Source organism: Mesorhizobium sp. M4B.F.Ca.ET.089.01.1.1, from assembly GCF_004022605.1.
GTDB lineage: Bacteria > Pseudomonadota > Alphaproteobacteria > Rhizobiales > Rhizobiaceae > Mesorhizobium > Mesorhizobium abyssinicae.
In genome coordinates, this window is record NZ_RZOS01000003.1 from 35,241 (window position 1) to 54,044 (window position 18,804).

Consider the following 18,804-nt stretch of genomic DNA (forward strand, 5'->3'; position numbering starts at 1 on the left):
TCCAGACATTTCTGGTCCTATTAAGGGGACCTTCAGCTGAGGCCGAATCGACTCTTCTCGGACCCGTTTTCACGCATCCATGATGGGCTTTTGGTGTATTATTGTGTTTTCATACAGGAGGGGGACGTGGACGTCGCCACCTGGCTTCGCGATATGGGCCTGGGACAATACGAGAAGGCCTTTCGCGACAACGATATTAGTGGAGAGGTTCTTGCCCACCTGCGGGCCGAGGATCTGACGGGACTCGGCGTGACCTCCGTCGGTCACCGGCGCAAGCTGCTCGATGCGATTGCCTCATTGGCCCTGGTTTCGAGGTCGGCGCCCATTGGCGCATCCGCATCGCTGAAGACGGCGCTGCCTTTAGCTGCCCCGACAGAGGCAGAGCGGCGGCAGCTCACGGTGATATTCGTCGACCTCGTCGGGTCGACCGAGCTAAGCCGACAGCTCGACCCCGAAGAACTGCAGGCGGTGATGCGGCGTTACCGAAGCGCGGTAACCGATGAAGTGGACCGTTTCGGAGGGCACGTCGCCAAGTTCTTGGGCGATGGCATTCTTGCATATTTCGGCTGGCCGAAGGCACAGGAGGACGCGGCTGAACGGGCGGTCAAGGCTGCCCTTCGCATTGTGGCAGCAGCCGGTGGAATTAAGACGCAAGAGGTTCCTCACCTTCGTGCACGCATCGGTATTGCCACAGGGTTGGTGGTCATCGGAAGCCTAGGGGAAGGGGAGGCAGAGCGCCCGGACGAGATCGTCGGGGAGACGCCGAACCTCGCAGCACGGCTGCAGCAGGCGGCAGGGCCGGACCGGGTTGTGATTTCCGAAACCACCCGGCACCTCGTCGGAGGGATTTTCGACCTGGAGGACCTGGGAAGGCAGCCGATCAAGGGGATCGGCCCCTCGGTAGCCCTCTGGCGGGTCCACGGCATCGGGCGCAGTGAAAGTCGGTTCGAGGGACTTCACGGCACGATACTCACGCCGTTCGTCGGCCGAGGCCGCGAGATTGATCTGCTGCTCGAGCGCTGGGGGCGGGTCAGGCGAACGATGGGCCAGGTTGTCCTCCTAACTGGGGAACCCGGGATCGGAAAATCGAGACTGGTGCGCTTCTTCGGGGATCGAGTGAGAGGGGACCGGCTCCAGGCAATCCATTTCGACGCCTCGCCATACTACGCGAACTCGGCGCTACGGCCCGTCATCTCGGAAATCCGGCGCTCTGCGGAGTTTGCAAACATTGACCCGGACGAAACACAGTTCAGGAAGCTCGAGCTTCTTCTGGGAAGGGCTTTGTCCGATACCACCGGCGCCATCCCTGTCATCGCCGATCTGCTCGGCGTTCGAACCGGCGAGCAGCATTCGTTACGTGATCTGACCCCTCAGCAGAGGAAGGCCATAACGTTTGCAGCGCTGCTGAACTGGGTTGAGGGGCTCGCGACGCGGCATCCGCTGCTCATGGTCATCGAGGACGCACAATGGCTCGACCCGACAACGCTGGAATTGGTCGATCGGATCAACGATCGGATCGCCCAATTGCCCGTGCTGCTGCTCGTCACTTTTCGGCCGGAGTTCAAGCCGACCTGGAGCGGCGCACACGTTGACTGGATCGTGCTCGAACGGCTCGATCCGATTGAGGCGGCCGCAGTAGCGGAGGCCGTTGCGGGCAAGCGTCTTCCGCAGGAAGTCTTGAACGAGATCGTCGCGCACACCGACGGCGTTCCGCTGTTCATCGAGGAATTGACCAAGGCGATGCGCGATCTCAACGTCCTTGTCGACGCAGGAGATCATTTCGACCTTTTTGGATCTCTGCCTGCAGTCACGGTTCCCGTGACACTTCAGGACGCGCTGATGGCTCGGCTGGACAGCCTGCCGCCCTCCGCAAGGCATGCCGCGCAAGTCGGTGCCGTGATTGGGCGGGAGTTCGATCGTACGCTGCTGGCGAGCGTGAGCGACATGCCTGCCGGTGAATTGGAGACGGCGCTCTCGGAACTGATCGGAGCCGAGCTAATCTTGAGCGGCGGCACCCCGGCCAGCCCGGCAAATATCTTCAAGCACGCTCTCATTCAGGACGCCGCCTACGAATCGCTCCTCAAAAGGCGCCGCCGGGAACTGCACGGTGCGATTGCCGACGCGCTGGTCAACAGATTCAAGGACACGGCCACAGCTCATCCCGAACTCGTCGCCGGCCACTACGGCAGGGCCGGGCTCGTCGAACAGGCAGTGCCATATTTTCAGGCTGCGGCACGCACGGCGATCATGCGCTCGGCGACAAGAGAAGCGTTGGGCCAGCTCAATAACGGTCTGTCGCTTCTCGAAACGCTGCCGGAAGGCTTGGAGCGCAACCGACTTGAACTCGGGCTCCGCCTTGCGCTCGGCGATGCGCTCCGGGCGGCTAGAGGCACGGCGGCAGTCGAAACGGGCACCGCTTATGCTCGCGCCCGATTCTTGGCAGGGCAAACGGGAGCGGAGCACGAGAACCTCCGGGCCTGCTATGGCGAGTTTCTCTGTTACTACAATCGCGCGGAGCTCGATCGTGCGCGCGAAGTCGAAAACCAGCTGATGCGCGCGGCGGCGCGCGCATACGGCGAGGGTGGCCCAATCGGAGCGGACGCAGCCGGATTCGTTGCCCTTTGGATGGGCGATTTTGCCACCGCACGCTCTTTCCTGGAACAGCGGGTCTCGACAAGAGCACCTGACCTGGACCCTCTGCTCGGTGCGGACATCGCCGACGCCGGACCGAACCTATACCTTGCCCGGACGCTACTCATTCTGGGCTACCCCGAGCAGGGGTACCGGCGGTGTCGGCAGGGTCTGGAAACTGCGGAGAAAACGCGCCAGCCCTTCGCGATCGCGTTGGCTCTCGCCAACACGTGCGTCTACTACCACTTGTGCAAAGACTGGCTCGCCCTTCGGCGCGACAGCGAGCGCCTGATTGCTCTCGCGTCCGAAAAGTCCATGCCTGCAATGTTGAACAAGGGACGGGGCTTTCGAGCTGCCGCACTCATCGCTGAAGGAAATGCAACCGAAGGCCTCGAGACCCTCAAATTCTGCTACGAGCACGACGTGAACGCCGATTACCTGGTGATGATGCCGTACTACGGGTCTATTCTGGCTGAGGCTTACCTTAGTAGTGGCAACGTCGAAGATGCGCGACGCGTGCTCGACGACGCGTTCGAGCGTGCGACTTCGACCGGCGAGCGTTGGTTTGATGCCGAGCTGTACCGACTGAAAGGGGAGTTTGCTTTGCGCGAGCCTGGTCGCGACGGCGACTTGGCGGCAGAATCTTTTCGAAAATCGGTAGAGACTGCCGGGGCGCAGGCCGCCAAATGGTGGGAGTTGCGAACTTCGACGCAACTCGCACGGCTGTGGGCGGAGCGAGGCGCCGGGGAGAAGGCCCACGATTTTCTGACAAACGTTCGCGACTGGTTCACCGAGGGTTTTGAAACTGCCGACGTCAGAGAGGCCGAGGCCCTGCTCAGCGAGCTGGAGCGTGCTACGCTATTTGGCTCGCCCTCGGCTCGGCGTGAATAGCCGTGGCCGTTTGTTGGTGGAAGGGGCAGCGCGTTCAAAGGGCGCGGTCGCGCCAATTGCACTCGTTCCAGTCTTTCACGATCGAGAAAAAACGAATTCCCCAGATTTGCTTCTGCGTGAAGCGGTCGCTTGGTGCCGTACCTTCTTTCCGACGTTCCAAGCTACGCGCTCGCGCCTATCTAGCATCATCGAATTGAGAATGGCCCATGTGAGTTCTTCTCGGCCGCGATTGGCCGAAGTACAAAGGTGCAGGGCATTCGCCGCTTGGGGGCGGTAAGCGGACTGGCGGCTTTCGGCGTCGGAAGAACGATAGCGGACGCAACTGTCAGAAGGACTGATGCCTTGGCCTGACCACCCCGGACGTTGAGTTGACCCCAGGCAACAGTTGGAAACTGGTGCCGAAAACGGTCCTTTGGTTGCCGCTATCTAATGAAGATTCCGGAATGGGGCTTCAAATCAGCAGCGTCCGAGGATATCGACCTTGATGGGTTGGTCGAAGACGAGCGAACCCTCACTATTGAGGTGCGCCGCTGCAAGTACCTCCGCTATTAGGGCCGATTTGTCTTTCTCCACAATGTCGCGTCGCGATAGATCGACAGCTACGACGGGATCCAAAAAGTCTTCCACTGTTCGAAAGACTTCTCGACGAACATAGTTCAGCGTGGTCATCCGGATGAGCATTCCAGAGAGTATGGCTGTTTCGATTGCGCGTTGCGCCGCTTGCCGGACAACGGTCTCGTCTTCGATCAAGAGAAGGGCGGAGAAGAAGTTGCCGGTGGGCAACGGCTCGATGATGATCACAACGCCGTCTGGCCTACCAACACGGCCGGCTTCGCGAAGCGCTGACTGCATCGCCATTTCGGGAACGTGGTGGAGCACGTTGATCATCACGGCAATGTCGAATGTCGCCTCGTCAAAAGGAAGCGCCTCGGCAACACCTTTGAGGAAGCTGACCTGCGGAACAGCGGCGGTGGCAGCCCGTATAGCGTCCACTCCCGGATCGATAGCGGTTACATATGCGCCCTCAGCAGCAAGTTGCCTCGCAAAACTGCCGGTGCCGCAGCCGATATCTAGAATCCTAAGCCCAACGATCGATGGCCGCGCCGATCTGATCACTGCCAACGGACCGTCTATACGTTGCACTGCTCGTTCCCTTGACCGGCGACCACGGCCAGGCCAGCGGCCCGTTCGTCTGCTTCCTCCTGAGGTCGAGTCACTTTGTTGCGATGTGGCTCACCAGATGGTCCGCCTCCTCTGCAACGGCCGGAATGGTGCCTGATTTCCGCGTTACCGCAACGTCGAGGCCGGCGAAATAGAGCCCGGGAATGGTGCCTATACCGTCCTCGTGCTTCGGCTGGCCGGCCTCATCGAGGACCCCGGGAATCTTCACCCATGAAAAGTCGCCCGAGAATCCGGTGCACCAGATGATCGAAGAGATGCCGCTTGCGGCCAAGTCGATCGATCGGATCGGCGGGCTCGGCACGCTCGACGCAACCGTTTCAGCAGGATCATCGTCAGCCGGCGGCGCATCGATGCCGGCGCGCTCGATGTACTCGTCGATCACCCGCTTCGCGTAGGCCGAGGCTTCGTCTGCGAACCGCATGTGGTCGTCGACGTCGTCACCGAAGGCCAGGCTGCCATTCACGATGCCATACCCCTTGGGCGCTGAGCGACTGCAAGCTGATTGTGTGGGTCGCGCCGAGCAGCGGGCGCGGCGGCGGCCTGCCGCCGTTTTCCAGTATGAGCTGACGGCGCGGCACGTCGGCAAAGCCGGAGATGGTGAGCCAGTTGAACGAGTCGCCACCCCGGCTTACGAATATCGTCTGCCAACGGCTGAAACCGGTCACTTCACGGGTGCGGTGCCAGTGGCTGATCTGAAGCGCAAGGCCGACGTTCGGCAGACTGGGGCGCTTCTGATCCTGTCGTGGCGGGAAAGCATCGGTTGGTTGATCGTCCAGGCTCACCGAAGGAACAGCGACACTTATGGACTTGTCTGCACGCCGTGACTATCCTGATGCAGCAGTCACGATCGTTCTGGTGACGGATGGCCAAACATAGCGCGCCGCGACGCCTCGCCGCGATAATGTGCGCGGACGTCGTAGGGTATTCGCGCCTGATGGGGCTCGACGAAGTGGGGACTCTCAAAGCGCTGAAGCAGCGGCGCAGCGAAGTCCTGGCACCTCTCATCGCCAAATACCATGGGCGTCTCGTAAAGGTGATGGGCGATGGGGTGCTGGTGGAGTTCGCAAGCGCGGTGAACGCCTCTCAATGCGCGCTTGATCTGCAGCACGAAATAGCGAAGGCGAATGGGCCACTGCCTGAGCCCAAGCGCATCACCTTGCGCATTGGGGTCAACCTCGGTGACGTTATCGTCGAGGGGAGCGATATCTATGGCGACGGTGTCAATGTTGCGGTGCGGCTCGAAACCGTCGCGGAGCCTGGCGAAGTGTGCATTTCCGCGAGCGTGTTCGACCAGGTAAAGCGCAAGCTCGACGCCGCCTTTGACGATTTGGGAGAGCAAGCACTAAAGAATATTGCCGAGCCCGTGCGCGTGTATCGTCTGCGGCCGCTGCCGGGCGGTCATATCGAAAGTGTCATCGAACCGACCCCGCCGAGGCTTCCCGCCAAGCCTTCTTTGGCGGTTCTTCCGTTCACCAACATGAGCGGCGATCGCGAGCAGGACGTCTTCGCGGATGGGCTGACTGAAGACCTAATCACCGACCTGTCTAGAAATGAGGGGTTGTTCGTCATCGCGCGACACTCCACGTTTGCTTACAAAGCCAAGGCGATAGACGTCCGCCAGATCGCCCGCGAGCTTGGCGTCCGTTATGTGTTGGAAGGCAGTGCGCGCCGCCTCGACGGACGTGTTCGGATTAACGTCCAGCTTATCGACGCGACCGGCGGCGATCACCTCTGGGCTGAGCGGTTCGACCGCAGCGTCGAAGACATATTCTCGGTGCAGGACGAGGTAACGGGCAAAATTGTCGAGGCCCTTGTCGGCCGACTTACCACGTTGCCTGCGCGCAGCCGCCCGAAAAATCTCGAGGCCTATGAGCTCTGCTTGCGGGCGCGTCCACTCATCGCCCACCTTGCCGGATCCGCCGAAGCAATCCGCGAGTGCGAGATCCTGCTGAGAGAAGCGGTCACGATCGAGCCGGATTATGCTGAAGCCATGCGCTGGCTGGCCTTCACGCTTTGGTCGTATTGGGCTCACAGCATAGGCTCGCCGGAAACTAAGAGGCTAGAGTCGATCGAGTTTGCGCTTCGTTCCGTAGAACTCGACCCGAACGACGCTGGCAATCACTGGGTGGTTGGCTACCTGCAGGCCTATGAGCGTCGTTGGGCAGAGTCGGAAGCCGCTTTCGCCGCCGCTCTGGCGCTCGATCCCAACCACGCGGATACCCTTGTTATGAGTGCCGAAATGCTGATGTGGGACGGCCGTATCGTTGAGGCCAGGGACATGATCCTCAGAGCTTTTCGGCTTAATCCGCACCCAGCCGGCTGGTATTTCTGGATCTTGGGAATGGTCCACTACGCTGCCGGCCGATATGATGCGGCAATCGACACCCTGCGCAATGAGGCGACCTATCGCTCGGGATCAAGGAAGGTGCTTGCAGCCGCGCTTGCACTGGTGGATCGCGACCGCGAAGCTCGTCGAGAGGCGAACATCTTTATAGCCAATAACCCCCAGTTTTCCCTAGGACGGTGGGCTGCCTCCCAGCCGGCGCGCCATTTGGTCGTGGTCCAACACTTCGTCGAGGGGATGCGCAAGGCCGGGCTGCCTGACTGACAAGTGTGCCGGTCGTAAATACGCCAACGGCGGCTCTCGGCGAACCACGAGGTCTAGCGAGGTCGCCGGTTATGTCCGCTTTGAGGCATTGGCGAAGCTGACTTCAACGGCCGACATGAGGCGCGAAGCTGCCATCCAGAACGCCCAAATACCGAATGTCCCACTTTGTCCATAAGCACCCGCAATTCAGCCTGATGCGCGACGCAGAAAGTTCGAAAAGCTTCCAGGAACCCCAGGCGAATTAGACGCACTCGGCGAGTTTCGCCTCAGCGAAATCCATCTCACAGCTTCGCTGGTGGGATTTATCTCGGCATCGCTCAAAATTGCGGTATAGGACAGATGCGTGAGGCGTGCTTTATCCCTATTTTAGGAGCGAATACTTGAGCGATCAGAACGAAGCCCAAACGGCCGATCTCGTCGGGCTGACTGCAGACATTGTTTCTGCCTATGTCAGCCAAAATCCACTACCCGTTGCTGGGTTGCCAGATCTCATCGCGTCGATTCATTCGTCACTGACAGGCCTTGGCCAGCCGAGCGTGACTGAGTTGCCGAGACAGGAGCCAGCCACAAATCCCAGAAGGTCGGTAACGCCGGACTACATCGTCTGCCTGGAAGACGGGAAGAAGTTCAAATCGCTGAAACGGCATCTCGCTGTACACTACGGGCTCACTCCGGACGAATATCGCGAGAAATGGGGATTGAAGCCGGATTACCCGATGGTTGCGCCGAACTACGCGGCTCAAAGATCGACGCTCGCAAAGGCGGCGGGGCTCGGACGCAAACCGCAGCCCACCTTAGCCAAGAAAGCTCCTGCCCAGCGCAAACCTAAGGGTTAATGCGGCGAGCTTCTGGAGCGTCCCATCTCGGACGCTCCTTTTTTGTTTTTCGCCCGAAACGATTGACCGGCACGTGCCGGGACGCGCACTACCTTATCCTAGGGCGTCCTTCGACATTTGCGTTCTCGACAGAGCGTCGCCGAGCAGAACAATGGTTCCGCCATAGTGGCGCGCAAGGCCGCTGAGCAATCGTCTGGCGGAAGATCAGGCACGCGCCTTCGTAGCGGCTATAGACGTTCGCCGCTCTCGCAGCGGCGGCATAACGCCGCTCGCCTCACACGAGCCGATGCGGCGCAATGTCCTTGATGATCAGGAGGATGTCGCCGCCGTTCTGCCACTTCCCCCGGCAAGCAACGACCTACTGGAAATTGAAATACAGTGCCGGCGGGTACTGCGACCCGTCGGTGGCCGGCACATTTGCCTGCGCCGCGGGCTTGACCCCGCCTGTGGCCATGTTGTCCAGCGGCGGCTTGGCCTGCTCGGCCTTGGCGGCAACTTCCTGCGTCACCGGGACTTTCTTCTGGGCCTCCGCCGTCTGCGACAGGGCAAGCACGACGAACAGCCCTGACATAACGAATTTCCTGACGGTTTTGCTCTCCTGGCTCTGTGGCCTCATGGCTTGAAACCAGTCGCGTCGAGCACGGCGACCTGGTTGCCGTCGATGTAGAAGCGGATCGCGTGCGCCTCGTTGTCGATGTCTATGCGCGTCGGTTGCGCGGCCAGCGCCGCCGGGGCGGTCCTGGCATATTTCGAGGGAAAATCCCCAGCCGGCGCGTAGTGGAAGAGTAACGCCAATGCGATGCATCCGGCGGTAAATACAAGGAAGGTAAGTCTGGAAGAGGTGATCGACGTCATCTAGTCGTTCCTTAATGTTGAAGTGGCATCTACGGTTCGGTTGCTCCAGAAATCGAAACATGACATTTGGCGTAACCAAGCTCTGTTCAAGGACCTTATGCCATATGACCACAGCTAGAAGGCGGCAGCGGTCGGCGGGCGAAAAAGTGATGGTATTCTCGGCGCGCATACGCGCGACCCGCGCACTAACGCCCAACAAGTATTCCGCACAAGAGATTTCAAATGGCGGGTTTTTCTTTACTAGCGAATCGTTATTGCCGCACCAAAGAGCGGCAGCTTTTATGCTCGCCGACATCCGCTAGACACTTTCATCGATCCCAACCTTGGGAGTTACACTACATTGACTAGTATAACCTGGTAGTCCCTATCACGCTGTCACGTCACCGCATTGTTCGGAGGCAATCTCCGATACATTTGCAAGGCAACAATACCGAGAGAGACTAAAGCTTACAATTGATACGTAGCGCATGGTTGTTCCTTTTGATTAATAAGTTACAGGAAGAGATGGAACAAATCCATTGCCCCACCTTTCATTAATTCTGAATGATCGATGTCGCTTGAAGATATTTCTTCACTCATATGTCGACAGGTTTAATTATGTCGATGACGGTGCTGCTGTCTTGTGCTATGTTTTGTTCAGCCTGCTGCAAGAATTGCAGCGGTGGTGCCGGAGGCTGCCGATGCGTTACCTGAACTCCGCTCACTATATCGATGTGGTGGCCAAGACCGGTTCGATCCGCGCCGCCGCAGAATTGCTCGCCATAACCTCGACGGCGCTCAACCGGCGTATATTGGCGATGGAGGCCGAACTCGGCGTTGCGATTTTCGAGCGACTGCCTCACGGCGTGCGATTGTCCAGCGCCGGCGAACTTCTAGTGCAGCACATGCGCAACCAGTTATCCGATATGGAGCACGTGAAATCGCAGATTGCAGACCTTGCTGGCGCCCGGCGTGGCCATGTGGCGATCGCCTGCAGCCAAGCGCTATTGCCCTACCATTTGCCGATGCAGATCTCACTCTACCGCAAGGAACATCCGAATGTGACCTTCGGAGTGCACCTGCGCGACCGGGAGGAGGCCGAGCGTGCCTTGGTCGATCACACGGCCGACATCGCCATCGTCTACGAGCCAACCCGGCTGGCTGCTTTCATGACGCTGATGCGGGTGCACCAGCCGGTGCATGCGGTTATGCGGCCCGATCATCCGCTGGCTTCTCACGAGACGGTGCGCTTGCGCGCTTGCCTCGACTATCCAATCGCGCTTCCCACATCAAGTTACGGCGTGCGCTACCTGCTCGACATCGGGGCGCAATCGTCATCGCTGCAGCTGGAGCCGGTGATTCAATCGGACAGCTTCGAATTCCTGCGCAACCACGCTATCTCGGAGGATATCATCACCTTCCATTTCCCAATTGGCCTGTCCCACCAGACCATGACCGGTGATATGATCTCCCGGCCGCTCGACCCGCGCGACGTGCCCGCTGGCATGCTCTATGTCGGCCAACTCAAGGGCCGCACCCTGCCGGTGGCCGCTGCCCGTTTCGCTGACCAGCTTTCCGACTCGCTGGCGCAGCAGTATGACGTGTCGTGATGGCACCTGCCACTCAGCTTGATGACTGGATAAGGCTGTCCGGGTAAGCGTTGCCGGTGTATGCGCACCCGTCAGGTGCGCAGCGACACCGTCCGGGCCACGCTTCACCTACTTTCGACGTCCTCTTCGGGGCCGAGAGAAGACCGGCGGGTTCGGACTGCGAATCCTCGAGAGCTGACATTCAGGTTAGGTGGTATCGTCGAGACGTGACCCGATGCCGAAACATGGAAGCAGGTGGCCACAACCGAGACAGGAGGGGATGAGCATTCACGCAGCCTCCTGGAATCAGACGTCGCTGAGCAAGGGCGCACTCCTGCGCTGCTTGGCTTGCGGGTTGACGATATCGGCATGTCCTTCGCCGCTCATCATCGCCCACAGGTTCTTGGCCGCATGCCAGCCGATGGCCTGAGTTCCTTCAGTCGTCCAGGCCGCGACATGCGGCGTGCACAAGACGTTGGGTAGCGAAAACAGCGGATCGTCGGTCTTCGGCGGCTCCTGGTCGAACACGTCGAGCGCCGCACCCGCGATTTGGCGATTGGCTAGCGCTGCTCGCAGGGCCGTGTAGTCGATCAGCGATCCGCGCCCAGTGTTGACGACGATGGCCGACGGTTTCATCTTAGCGAAGCCGGCGGCGTTCAGGATGTGATGGTTATCTGGGCTCGGCGTTGCGTGCAGGGTCAGGAAGTCGGATTGCTCCACCAGGGTGGAGAAATCGACAAGTTCGATGCCTTCAGGCGCTTCCTTCAGAAAGGGATCATAAGCCACGATGCGGGCTTCCCATCCCGACAGCCGTTGCGCCACGCCGCGACCGATACGACCGAGGCCGAGGATACCGATGGTGGCGCCGCGCAGCGTCGCGCCATGTGTCAGGCCGCGCCATCCGCCACGCCGCATGAAGTCGGGCGTCCACGTACCAAGTTGTTTGGCGACTGCCAGCATCAGGGCGACCGCGTGCTCGCTGACCGTGAAGATCTGAAAATCGTTCGGCGTGCTGGAAACCAGAATGCCGTGCTCGGTGGCGGCGTCGATGTCGATGCTGTCGACACCAATGCCATATTTGGAGATGTAGCGCAGATCCGGAAGCGCCTGCATGACACGCCGGGTGATGCGGGTGCCGCTTGCCCCCATCAAGGCGACACAGCCGTGTGCCTTGGCAATCAGCTCATCCTCGGTGAAGCGCTCGAACGGCATTTCCCAGAGCGCATTTCCGAAAATGACGTTGACTCCACGCTCGCGCAGCCAGTCCAGCGAGGCGTCAGTCGGGTCGTAGCGTTCAAATGCGAGAACGCTGGGCAAGCCTTGAGCGCTCATGATGGTGGCGATCTCCTCAAAAACCTTCGAATTGTCCAGACGGAAAACTTCTTACCGATTTCAATCCGCTTCAAGCGCCATCTAGTCCCGCAAGCCCGCCAGACGCCAGCCATCAACGAACGGCTGCGCATCACTCGGCCTCTTAAAAGGTGAGTTCGCCACCAAATCACCGACCCTCCAATTTGGATTGCCCGCAAGAAATAGGCGGGCTTCCTCCTCTGCCTCAGGAACGCGACCTGCAAGGGCAAGCGCGGGAACCTAGTGCTCCCTCGAACCCGTCCCGTACGTTTCTTCCCGGCTCAACGAAGCAACAGCTTCTTCATAGTGACCGGAGGAAATCTGCGCTATTCCCATGATCCAGAAATACCAACCGGGTGGACGAGGATTTATACGGAGGGCCGCGCCACAAGCTATCAGTGCCGCTTGCGGATCGCCTAAGTAGATCTGAAGCTCACCCATCCATGCAACCGCATGCGCCAGCCGTTAGATCACGGTTCTCATCCACGCCAGGAAAGACTCCATCACCGCGGATCGCTGACTGTGGTTTATCCATACGACATAGAAGCTGTAGCCCGGCAAGGACAATGGATGGGCTTTGACGAGCGTGCCAGTTTCCAGTTCACGGCCAACCACGACGTCACTTAAGATTGCAATGCCTTGCCCGGCGACAACTGCATCGATCGCATGCAGCTCTTCGCGAAAGCTCAAATCCCAGGCTTTGTCCGGGATCAGGTCCGGATCGATTGAACGCGCCGTTGCCAGCCATCGGCGCCAGGTGGGAGCGTCCGGATCCCGGTTCATCCAGTCAAAATGGATCAACGGATAGCGCAGTAGGTCGGCGGCACGCTCGACCGGCCGCCCATCGCCTGCCAGCAATCGCGGACTGCAAATCGGAAAGAAGGAATCGCGGCACAGCTCTTGCGCGGCAAATCCCAAAGGCGGGCGCCGTGTGTAGCGGACCGCCACATCGGCGGCGCCGGCGCGCAGATCGAGCAGCGCGTCCGTGCCGATGATCTCCAGGGGCACGGCCGGGTTGACCTCTCGCCATTTCGGCAACCGGGGCACGAGCCAGCGGCTCGCGAAAGCGTTCGGGCTTGTCACCCGCAACGGCGTTTGAACATCCGAGTCGGCGACCGCGGCAAGGGAACCAGCGAGAATATCAAAGCCGTTGCGCAGGATCGGGAACAGGCGCGCTCCCGCGCTCGTCAGCGCGAGCGGGCGCGGTCGGCGCTGGAACAGCTTCAGGCCGCATATCTCTTCCAGCAGGCGGACCTGGTGACTGATCGCCGTCGGGGTCACGCCGAGCTCCACCGCCGCGGCCTTGAAGCTGCCGTGCCGGGCAGCGGCCTCAAAGGCATGCAAGGCGCGGAGCGGCGGAGTGTTCCTCATGCTGCCAGTGTAGATGAATTCCTCTCACCTAGTAGCTAAGAATTTCGCTTTTGCAGAAGGCCGGACGCTATGAGACCGTGGTCCTGTTGGAACCGAGGACAGCAAGGATGGAGCTTCCGCGACAGACCGACGTGCCATCGGGCCGATCCGATTCCTCGATCACGGCGATCGAACAGTTCCGCCAAGGCTTACGGGGCGAACTGGTATTGCCGAAGGACGCTGCCTACGACCAAGCGCGCAGGGTCTGGAACGGGGCGATCGACAAACGTCCCGCCGCAATCGTCTTTTGCGCCGATCCCGATGACGTCGTCCATGCCGTGACCTATGCCAGGTCGCAAGGCTGCCTCGTGGCGGTTCGCAGCGGCGGCCACAACGTCGCCGGTCTGTCCGTCTGCGACGATGGGATGGTGATCGATCTGTCCCGCATGAAGACGATCGCGGTCGATGCTGAGCGTCGCATCGCCAGGGCCGAGGCTGGTCTGACCCTCGGCGAGCTCGACGCTGCCACACAAGCGTATGGTCTTGCGACGACCATGGGCGTCAATGGCGACACCGGTATTGCCGGCCTCACGCTCGGTGGAGGCTTCGGCAAGCTCGGACGAAAGCACGGCCTGAGCTGCGATAATCTGATCGCGGCCGAAATTGTCACGGCCGATGGACAGCTGTTGCGAACAAGCGCCACTGAGCATCCCGACCTGTTCTGGGCCTTACGCGGCGGCGGCGGTAATTTCGGCATCGTGACGAGGTTCGAATACCGGCTGCACCCGATCGGCCCGTCGCTTCTCGTGGGCTCGGTGCTTCATGGCTACGATCATGCGCGCGAGGCCATGCGGTTTTACGACAAATTCTCCCGTGACGCCCCGGACGAGGTGAGCGTCGACGCCGCGCTCGTCACGCTGCCCTCGGGTGACCGCGCCTTCAATATCTCGGCTTGCTATGTCGGGTCGCCCGAAGCGGGCGAATCCGTCATCGCGCCGCTGATGCAATTCGGATCGCCCATCGACAGCCGCCTTCAGGCCGTTCCTTATCTCCAGATTCAATCGGCGGGCGACAGCCTCTTTCCGCGCGGGCGGCGCTATTACTGGAAGGCGCAGTTCCTGCGCGAGATCAGCGATGGTGCGATCGAGGCGCTGCTCGGCAGTTACGCGAGGGCTCCCAATCATTCGTCCCTGCTGGTTTTCCAGCAGGTCGGCGGCGCGATCGCTCGCGTGCCCGCGTCACACTCGCCCTATGCCAACCGCGACGCGGCCCTTGACTGCTTCCCGATCGCCATCTGGGACAATCCGGCCGATGACGAGGCGAACATCCGCTGGGCGCGCGAGTTGTGGAACGCGGTCAGACCATTCTCCACCGGCGGTGTCTATGCCAACAATCTCGGCGATGAGGGCGACGAGCGCGTGCGGGATGCTTACGGCGGAAATTATGCGCGCCTCGTCGCCATCAAGAAGCAATACGACCCGACCAATTTCTTCCGGTTGAACCAAAACATACGGCCTGGCTAGTTCGGGCTCCGTGGGGGGAACCGTGCGCAGTCGCTGGACAATCCTTGCGGTCCTGTTCGTCGCCCGCACCGCAATGGCCTTTCAATTTCAGAGCATTGCCGCTGTCGCGCCCCTTGTCGGCGACAGCCTCGGGGCGAGCCTGGCCGACATCGGGATTCTGATCGGCCTTTATCTGGCGCCGGGGGTCGCACTGGCCCTGCCCGGCGCGACGATCGGCCAGCGCCATGGCGACAAGTCGACCGTTCTCGCCGGCCTGCTGATGATGCTGGCGGGTGAAATGCTGACGACGGCTTCGACATCCTGGAGCCTGCAGATCGGTGGCCGACTGATCGGCGGCACAGGCGGTGTCCTCCTGAATGTCCTGATGACCAAGATGGTCGCCGACTGGTTTGCCGGCCGGGAGATCGCAACCGCGATGGCTATCTACATCAACTCGTGGCCAGCGGGTATCGCCATCGCTCTCATGCTGCTGCCGGCAATCGGGACGACGTTTGGGATGGCCGCAGTCGGCCTTGCCGTTTCGGTTCTGATTATGGTTGGCATCGGCCTCATGGCCTTCGTCTATCGCGCCCCGGAGGCGTCACATGCCGGGAGAATAGCGCGCTTGGCCATTTCAGCCGGTACAAGCTATGCGCTGGTCACCGCCGGCCTGATCTGGTGCCTCTACAATGTCGGCTTCGCAATGGTCTTCAGCTTCGGTCCCGAGATGCTTGTCGATCGCGGATGGTCCAACGCGGCGGCAGGCTCGGCGATCAGTGTCGTGCTTTGGCTGGCTATGCTTTCAGTCCCGCTGGGTGGCTTGCTGGTCGATCGCACCAGACGGGGCGGTGCGATTCTCACTCTAGGCTGTGCGGGTTTCGCAATGCTGATGCTCCTTCTGTCGCGGAACGGACCATTGCTGCCCCTCATCATCGCCACGGGGATCGTATGCGGCCTGCCGGCCGGCGCGATCATGAGCTTGCCCACGCGCGTGCTCGATCAAAGGACGCGATCGATCGGGATGGGAGTGTTCTACGCCGTCTACTATGCCGGCATGCTGGCCGCGCCAGCGATCGGCGGCAGGCTTGCCGTTTGGGCTGGCACCGCGACGGCCGCGCTCGACCTGGGCGCTGCCGCCCTCCTCATTTGCCCTTTTCTTCTGTGGCCATTCCACCGGTTCACCCGCCTGTCACAGGCGATGGTGGATCCAATCGGGTAAGACGGCTCTGCATTTCCGTTCGTCGGTTAGACCTTCACTTGGCATCACCAGGTCGCGAGTGCAGTCGCTGCACGTCAGCTTTCAGGAAATGCAAAGGTGAACTATACGGCCGACATGCAGCGCAAAGCCGCGGTTCCTTCGGCATGCGAAACTGAACGGATCCGCGTCAAAGGCGACCCTAAACGTGCGATTATCGAGACGCGGAAAGGCCGTTCTGGCGTTTGTATGCGAAGCGAATAGCGGACATTTTAACCGATGGAGCTAAGGTCCTGAATTGGACCCGAAGCCGTCACTGTCCGATTGCGGGGCAACTGCCGCGAACAAGCAGCAGGTAAGGTGGGACCCGCTCGTCAGTGGCGCTGCGGCAGGGATCGCCAAGGCGTCGCGCGAGTCATAGCCTCAAGAAGCGTGATCTGTGGTATGATAGACCAGTGAGGGCACGCTGGAGGCGCCGGTCCCTCGGGCCCGCGGCTTGCGTGTCGCGAATCTTGACTGGGGCTCAACATGGAGCGGAAGCTCGCTGCCATCCTTGCCATCGATGTCGTAGGGTACTCGGCGCTCATGGAGGCGGATGAAGCGGGCACCTTCGATCGGCTGAAACGTGGCCGCAAAGAGCTGTTCGAGCCGGAAATCGAGACGCGACACGGGCGAATCTTCAAGCTGATGGGAGACGGCCTGCTGGCGGAGTTCGGCAGCGTGGTAGATGCAGTCGAATGCGCGGTCACGCTTCAGCGCGGCATGGCGGAACGTAACGCAAGCGTCGCCGAAGACCAGCGCTTCGAAGTCCGGATCGGAATCAACCTTGGGGAAGTGATCGTCGAAGGGGACGATCGCTATGGCGAGGGTGTGAATGTGGCGTCGCGCCTCCAACAACTCGCCGAGCCCGGTGGCATCTGCGTTTCGGAGAAGGTGTCCAAGGAGGTCAGGCAGAAGCTAGCGTTTGCGTTCGAGCCCATGGGCGAGCAGCGGGTGAAGAACATAGCCGAGCCGGTATACTGCTATCGCGTGAACCTGCAGCTTCCGAGAGCGGCTCCGGTAGGGCGACTGGCATCGCTGGAACTGCCCGACAGGCCCTCGATCGCGGTCTTGCCTTTTACCAACATGAGCAACGATCCGGAGCAGGAAACCTTTGTCGACGGCTTGACCGAAGACTTGATCACCGACCTGTCTCGCTCAGCCGGCCTCTTCGTCATCGCGCGCAACTCGACCTTTGCTTACAAGGGGCGGTCGGTCGATGTGCGTTTGGCCGCGCGTGATCTTGGGGTGCGCTATGTGATTGAAGGCAGCGCCCGGCGCGCCGCGGGGCGCGTGCGCATCAATGCGCAGCTGATCGACGCGGTCGGCGGCGATCATATCTGGGCCGAGCGTTACGACAGCAGCCTCGAGGATATCTTTGCAGTGCAGGATGAGGTCACGGCCAAGATCGTCGAAGCCCTCGTCGGTCGATTGGCCGGACAGCCGGCGCGCAAACGGCCGACGAGTCTCGAAGCGTATGACCTCTGCGTGCGAGCCCGCGGTGTCAGTTTTCAGACCGGGTTAGGCGCGCGGGAAGCGCGCACCCTCCTGGAAAAGGCGATCGGACTCGATCCCGACTATGCCGAAGCACATAGCTTGCTGGCCCTCAATCTTTGGCTCGGCTGGCTGTTCTGGAACGAGCCGAGGGAAACCAACCAGCCTCGCGCCCTCGCGGAAGCTCAGCGGGCAGTGGCGCTCGACCCTAACGATGCCGGGAACCGCTGGTTGCTGGGTATCATACTTAGTCACGAACGGCGCTTCCCGGAATCGGATGCTGAGTTCGAAGCGACCTTCAAGCTCGATCCCAATCATGCCGATGCCTGGGCGATGCGCTCGGATCTCATCACCTTAAGGGGCGACGCCGTCAAGGGCGTCGAATTTGTGAAGCGGGCGTTGCGGCTCAATCCGCACCCTCCGGGATGGTACTACTGGATGGCCGGTCAAGCCTATTATGCGCTCGGCGACTATCAATCTGCGGTCGAGGCCTTACGCAGGCCGGAACCTACCGCACCACGTCGCGGCGCATCTTAGCGGCAGCCCTTGCGCAGCTCGGGCGCCTTGATGAAGCTCGTCAAGAGGCGGAATTCTTCCTGATGAGCGATCCCCATTTCAGCATCGGGCACTGGGCAACATCGCAGCCATTCGACAACGAGGAAGTGCTCCAGCGCTTCGTCGAAGGCTACCGCAAGGCTGGCCTTCCCGACTAAAGGGCGCATCCTTTGGATCGCCGGCTTGCTCTCGTCAGATGTAGGCTCGTCTTTTGACTATGAGGGCAATGCCCGTGGGTTTCATCGATCAATGTCCGTTGAGGGCGCAAACGCCCCTCACCTTCGCCTATTCACTCAGTTGTCTGCTATTGGGGTGCGGGCAGGATCCGCGCGACGACCGAGATGAGGCGCTTTCCTGACGGGCAGCTTTGGGCCGAAGACGGAATGGCAACTCTCCGGCCTCGAAGCGAAGATATTAGCGTTCAACCTGCCTCGGGGTCCCTGAGCCGTCCTTGCTTTTCGCAAACACCGTTGACTAAGGGCTCAAGCGGGAACGCGATCCGACCGAAAGCGGCGCCAGCCACCGAATGACGAGATATCAGAGGCGCCTAGCAAGCCCACGGATTCCACCAGGAAGCCCTTGGCGACGCTTCCGTCATCAAGCTCTATACTACCGATGCCCAGCGGCGGCGGAATGGCGGCGACGAAACGGCCGAAGGCATCGGCGCAAAGCCGCCAGACCTCGACCTCGATCGCGGCGCCGCCGCTGCCGACCCGGATGAGCCCCGGTTTGGGTGTGGTCTGGCCGG

At 60.8% G+C, this 18,804-nt stretch carries 14 protein-coding genes and 2 pseudogenes; 8 read left to right on the forward strand and 8 right to left on the reverse strand.

The annotated features are described in order from the left end of the window. Positions 1-126 precede the first annotated feature (126 nt). A complete protein-coding gene (locus tag EN780_RS00735; RefSeq protein ID WP_128271575.1) occupies positions 127-3,522 on the forward strand; it encodes an adenylate/guanylate cyclase domain-containing protein in 3,396 nt (1,131 codons plus the stop codon). Between the two features lie 456 nt (positions 3,523-3,978). Here the strand turns inward: EN780_RS00735 and EN780_RS00740 are convergent, their stop codons facing one another. From EN780_RS00740 to EN780_RS41495, 3 genes are all read right to left on the reverse strand, one after another. Next, entirely contained in the window at positions 3,979-4,665 is a 687-nt protein-coding gene (locus tag EN780_RS00740; RefSeq protein WP_128271577.1) for a class I SAM-dependent methyltransferase, read from the reverse strand. 70 nt (positions 4,666-4,735) lie between these two features. Further along, complete coding sequence (locus tag EN780_RS00745) at positions 4,736-5,167, reverse strand: hypothetical protein (RefSeq protein WP_189556323.1); 432 nt, start codon at positions 5,165-5,167, stop codon at positions 4,736-4,738. Then, positions 5,142-5,486: a hypothetical protein gene (locus EN780_RS41495; protein ID WP_189556325.1), complete on the reverse strand. Its 345-nt coding sequence runs from the start codon at positions 5,484-5,486 to the stop codon at positions 5,142-5,144. The genes EN780_RS00745 and EN780_RS41495 overlap by 26 nt, the downstream gene beginning before the upstream one ends. A gap of 80 nt (positions 5,487-5,566) precedes the next feature. Here EN780_RS41495 and EN780_RS00750 point away from each other — a divergent pair, with 80 nt between their 5' ends. Both EN780_RS00750 and EN780_RS00755 read left to right on the forward strand, forming a co-directional pair. After that, on the forward strand, positions 5,567-7,312 hold the full coding sequence (locus tag EN780_RS00750) for an adenylate/guanylate cyclase domain-containing protein (protein WP_128271579.1): 1,746 nt from the start codon (positions 5,567-5,569) through the stop codon (positions 7,310-7,312). A gap of 380 nt (positions 7,313-7,692) precedes the next feature. Next, positions 7,693-8,148, forward strand: coding sequence for a MucR family transcriptional regulator (locus tag EN780_RS00755; protein WP_128271581.1), 456 nt, complete (start codon positions 7,693-7,695; stop codon positions 8,146-8,148). A 358-nt stretch (positions 8,149-8,506) separates the two neighbouring features. Here EN780_RS00755 and EN780_RS00760 read toward each other — a convergent pair whose 3' ends face one another. Together EN780_RS00760 and EN780_RS00765 are read right to left on the reverse strand one after the other, a co-directional pair. After that, on the reverse strand, positions 8,507-8,719 hold the full coding sequence (locus tag EN780_RS00760; RefSeq protein WP_128271583.1) for a hypothetical protein: 213 nt from the start codon (positions 8,717-8,719) through the stop codon (positions 8,507-8,509). A 41-nt stretch (positions 8,720-8,760) separates the two neighbouring features. Then, a complete protein-coding gene (locus EN780_RS00765) occupies positions 8,761-9,003 on the reverse strand; it encodes a hypothetical protein (RefSeq protein ID WP_128271585.1) in 243 nt (80 codons plus the stop codon). Between the two features lie 104 nt (positions 9,004-9,107). Between EN780_RS00765 and EN780_RS39665 the strand changes: the two genes are divergently transcribed. Together EN780_RS39665 and EN780_RS00775 are read left to right on the forward strand one after the other, a co-directional pair. Then, on the forward strand, positions 9,108-9,305 hold the full coding sequence (locus EN780_RS39665; RefSeq protein ID WP_128271587.1) for a hypothetical protein: 198 nt from the start codon (positions 9,108-9,110) through the stop codon (positions 9,303-9,305). Between the two features lie 378 nt (positions 9,306-9,683). Next, positions 9,684-10,592, forward strand: a complete 909-nt coding sequence (locus EN780_RS00775; protein WP_127405769.1) for a LysR family transcriptional regulator — start codon at positions 9,684-9,686, stop codon at positions 10,590-10,592. Positions 10,593-10,877: 285 nt separating this feature from the next. On the opposite strand, the gene EN780_RS00780 is transcribed toward EN780_RS00775, so the two are convergent. Together EN780_RS00780 and EN780_RS00785 are read right to left on the reverse strand one after the other, a co-directional pair. After that, a complete protein-coding gene (locus EN780_RS00780; protein WP_128271588.1) occupies positions 10,878-11,903 on the reverse strand; it encodes a hydroxyacid dehydrogenase in 1,026 nt (341 codons plus the stop codon). Between the two features lie 483 nt (positions 11,904-12,386). Then, the gene (locus EN780_RS00785; protein ID WP_245478145.1) at positions 12,387-13,265 is read right to left on the reverse strand and encodes a LysR substrate-binding domain-containing protein; all 879 of its coding nucleotides are present in this window, start codon (positions 13,263-13,265) and stop codon (positions 12,387-12,389) included. Positions 13,266-13,399: 134 nt separating this feature from the next. Between EN780_RS00785 and EN780_RS00790 the strand changes: the two genes are divergently transcribed. From EN780_RS00790 to EN780_RS00800, 3 genes and pseudogenes are all read left to right on the forward strand, one after another. After that, positions 13,400-14,794, forward strand: a complete 1,395-nt coding sequence (locus EN780_RS00790; RefSeq protein ID WP_128271589.1) for an FAD-binding oxidoreductase — start codon at positions 13,400-13,402, stop codon at positions 14,792-14,794. A 22-nt stretch (positions 14,795-14,816) separates the two neighbouring features. Further along, positions 14,817-15,992 carry an MFS transporter gene (locus tag EN780_RS00795; RefSeq protein WP_128271590.1) on the forward strand — a complete coding sequence of 392 codons (1,176 nt, stop codon included), beginning with the start codon at positions 14,817-14,819 and terminating at the stop codon, positions 15,990-15,992. Positions 15,993-16,496: 504 nt separating this feature from the next. Beyond that, a pseudogene (locus EN780_RS00800) lies at positions 16,497-18,214 on the forward strand (adenylate/guanylate cyclase domain-containing protein). A 324-nt stretch (positions 18,215-18,538) separates the two neighbouring features. Here the strand turns inward: EN780_RS00800 and EN780_RS00805 are convergent. Further along, positions 18,539-18,804 (reverse strand): annotated as a pseudogene (locus tag EN780_RS00805) (allophanate hydrolase); the annotation flags it as partial.